Source organism: Plasticicumulans sp., from assembly GCF_035331805.1.
Taxonomy (GTDB): Bacteria; Pseudomonadota; Gammaproteobacteria; order Competibacterales; family Competibacteraceae; genus Plasticicumulans.
Genome location: NZ_DAOLKE010000357.1, coordinates 1 through 3,402 on the forward strand (window position 1 = coordinate 1; position 3,402 = coordinate 3,402).

General features: G+C 69.0%; 3 protein-coding genes. 1 reads left to right on the forward strand and 2 read right to left on the reverse strand.

The features are described from left to right. Together glcE and PKE44_RS16705 are read right to left on the reverse strand one after the other, a co-directional pair. A partial coding sequence (gene glcE, locus PKE44_RS16700; protein ID WP_324553508.1) for a glycolate oxidase subunit GlcE occupies positions 1 to 862 on the reverse strand: 862 nt, incomplete at its 3' end. Positions 863 to 900: 38 nt separating this feature from the next. Next, complete coding sequence (locus PKE44_RS16705; RefSeq protein ID WP_324553511.1) at positions 901 to 2,364, reverse strand: FAD-linked oxidase C-terminal domain-containing protein; 1,464 nt, start codon at positions 2,362 to 2,364, stop codon at positions 901 to 903. A 310-nt stretch (positions 2,365 to 2,674) separates the two neighbouring features. On the opposite strand from PKE44_RS16705, the gene PKE44_RS16710 reads away from it, so the two are divergent. Further along, positions 2,675 to 3,402, forward strand: a 728-nt coding sequence (locus tag PKE44_RS16710) for an IclR family transcriptional regulator (RefSeq protein WP_324553515.1), incomplete at its 3' end; no start/stop codon positions are given.

Below are 3,402 nucleotides of genomic sequence, written 5' to 3' on the forward strand. Positions count from 1 at the left end.
ACTCGATGAGTTGCGCGCCCGGCAGTGCGAGCGCGGCACTCGCCGGTGCCACCGACAGGCGCCAGAGCGGCTCGTCGCCGGCGAAGAACGCATGCGTCTGTTCACGCAGCGCCGCCCACACCGCCTCGGCCGCGACCGGATCGAGCCGCTCGCCGCCGAGCGTGTGTGCCGCCGCCTCGACCGCCGCCGCGGCGCCGGAGAGACGCACGCTCAGGCGACCGTCGTCCCAGGCGCTCGCCGACAGCGGCAGCGGCTGACCGGCCCAGCGGTTCAGGCGCTCGATCGCCTCGGCCTGAGTCGCTTCCTGCACCAGCGTGCATTCGGCGACCGGGCGCGGCAGCACCTTGAACGAGACTTCGAGCAGCACGCCGAGGCCGCCGAGCGCACCGGCCATCAGCCGGGATACGTCGTAGCCGGCGACGTTCTTCATGACCTGGCCGCCGAAGCGCAGCACCTCGCCGCGGCCGTTGAGCACCTTGACGCCGAGCACGTAGTCACGCACCGAGCCGGCATAGGGCCGGCGCGGTCCGGACAGGCCGGCGGCGACCGTGCCGCCGACGGTCGCGCCCGGCCCGAAGGCCGGCGGCTCGCAGCCGAGCATCTGGCCGCTGTCGGTGAGCGCCGCGTCGATCTCGGCGAGCGGCGTGCCGGCACGCGCGGTCAGGTACAGCTCGGTCGGCTCGTAGCTGACGATGCCGCGATGGCCGCTGACATCGAGCGGCTCGCCCCGCACGCCGCGGCCGTAGAACTCCTTGCTGCCACTGCCGCGGATGGCGAGCGGCGTGCGCGTCTCGGCGGCGTCGAGCACGCGCCGGCGCAGGTCTTCGGTCAAATCCCGGTTGAGACTGGTTTGCGCATTCATGGATCGTGTGTTCTCTCGTTCGTGGCCGGACAGCGCGCTCAGAAGCGCTCCAGTTCCGGGAACGGCAGTTCGCCGTGGCTGATGCGCATCGCGCCGTACTCGGCGCAGCGCGCCAGCGTCGGCACGGCCTTGCCGGGGTTCAGCAGGCCCTTGGGGTCGAATGCGGCCTTCAGCGCGTGGAACTGCACGAGTTCGTCCTTCGCGAACTGCGAACACATCTGGTTGATCTTCTCGAAGCCGACGCCGTGCTCGCCGGTGATCGCCCCGCCGACCTCGACGCAGAGTTCGAGGATCTCGCCGCCGAGCTGCTCGGCCCGGTGCAGCTGCGCCGGATCGCCGCCGTTGAACAGGATCAGCGGATGCAGGTTGCCGTCGCCGGCGTGGAAGACGTTCACGACCGGCAGGCCGTAGCGCTGGCTCAGCGCCTCGATGCGGTTCAGCACGTTCGGCAGCTCCTTGCGCGGGATCGTGCCGTCCATGCAGTAGTAGTCCGGCGAGATGCGCCCGACCGCCGGGAACGCCGCCTTGCGCCCGGCCCAGAAGCGCAGGCGCTCTTCCTCGCTCTGCGAAATACGGATGTCGCTTGCACCCGCATCGCGCATCAGCGCCTCGACGCGCGCCAGGTCCTCGGCAACCTCCTCGGCCGTGCCGTCGAGTTCGCACAGCAGGATCGCCGCAGCCTCGACCGGGTAGCCGGCGTGCAGGTAGTCCTCGGCGGCGCGGATGCAGCCGTTGTCCATCATCTCCAGCCCGCCCGGCGTGATGCCGGCGGCGATGATGCGCCCGACCGCGACGCCGGCGGCGTCGACGCGGTCGTAGACGCCCATGACCACCTGCGCGACCTGCGGCTTCGGCAGCAGCTTGACCGTGACCTCGACGATGACCGCGAGCATGCCCTCGGAGCCGGTCAGCAGCGCCAGCAGGTCGTAGCCGGGCTGATCGAGCGCGCCGGCCCCGATCGTCAGGCGCTCGCCGGTGATGGTCAGCACGTCGAGCGCGACGATGTTGTGCACGGTCAGCCCGTATTTCAGGCAGTGCACGCCGCCGGCGTTCTCGGCGACGTTGCCGCCGATCGTGCAGGCGATCTGCGAGGACGGGTCCGGCGCGTAATAAAGCCCCAGCGGCGCGGCGGCCTGCGAAATCGCGACGTTGCGCACGCCCGGCTGCACGCGCGCGGTACGGTTCTGCGGGTCGATGCCGAGGATGCGGTTGAACTTGGCGAGCGACAGCACGACGCCGTCGGCATGCGGCATCGCGCCGCCCGAAAGCCCGGTGCCGGCCCCGCGCGCGACCACCGGCACGCCGCGCTCGTGGCAGGTCGCGAGCACGTGCGCGGCCTGTTCGGCGGTCTCCGGCAGCACCACGAGGCGCGGCACGGTGCGGTAGGCGGTCAGACCATCGCACTCGTAGGGGCGCAGGTCCTCGATATCGGCCAGGATCAGCCGTTCGGGCACGCCGCGGGCTATCGCGTCGCGCAATGCGCGGGTCGCGTCGTCAGTCATTGGTCTTACCTCTCATCTCCCGACCGGATGCGCCGGCCGCGGGCTCCTGGTGTGGCTTCAACCCTGCATTCCCTGCGGAGTTTATGTGCATTCTGCGCCCGACTGTTTACCGCAGTCCGGGAAAAAACGCCAGCCATCTGGATCAATGGCCAGACCAAAGCAGAAATTGGCCTGTCCGCATTCGCATCGTGAAAACATCTTCATGCCCCGCATCAGGAGTAGCAATTTTTTGTGCAGTGCAATAGACTATTTTTCGTGATGCAAAACGTCTTTACTCGATCAGCAATGCGCGTGGAGTTTCGGAATGGTCATGCAGACGACCTCGTCCATTCAGGTCATTGATCGGCTCGCCCGGCTGCTGGATGCAATCGCCGCCAACAACAATCCGGTCAGCCTCAAGGTGTTGTCGGCCGAGACCGGCCTGCATCCATCGACAGCCTTCCGCATCCTCGCCTCGCTGGCCGAGCACGGGTTCGTCGAACGTAGTTCCTCGGGCCACTACCGTCTGGGCGTGAAGCTGCTGCAGCTCGGCTCGCGCGTGCAGGGCCGGCTCGACATCCGCCGCGAGGCGCGCCCGATCATGGAATGGCTGCGCAACGAGACCGGCGAGACGGTCAACCTGATCGTGCGCGAGGGCGACGAGGTCGTGTACGTCGAGCGCGTGGTGCCGAACCGCATGATGCGCGTCGAGCAGATGATCGGCGGCCGGGCGCCGCTGCACGTCACCGCGGTCGGCAAGCTGTTCCTCGCCGAAGGCGGCGCCGAAGCCTGTCTCGAATACGCCGCGCGCACCGGCCTGCCCTCGTGCACGCCGCACTCGATCACCGACCCGACGGCGCTGTGGCGCTCGGTCAAGAACGCGCTGCAGCAGGGCTACGCGCTCGATGACCAGGAAGCCGAACTCGGCGTCGGCTGCATCGGCGTGCCGATCCGCGACTCGACGAACCACATCGTCGCCGGCATCTCGGTCTCGGCCCCGATCGAACGCCGTCGCGAGGTCTGGGTGACGCTGATCCGTCAGGCCGGCGAGAAGCTGTC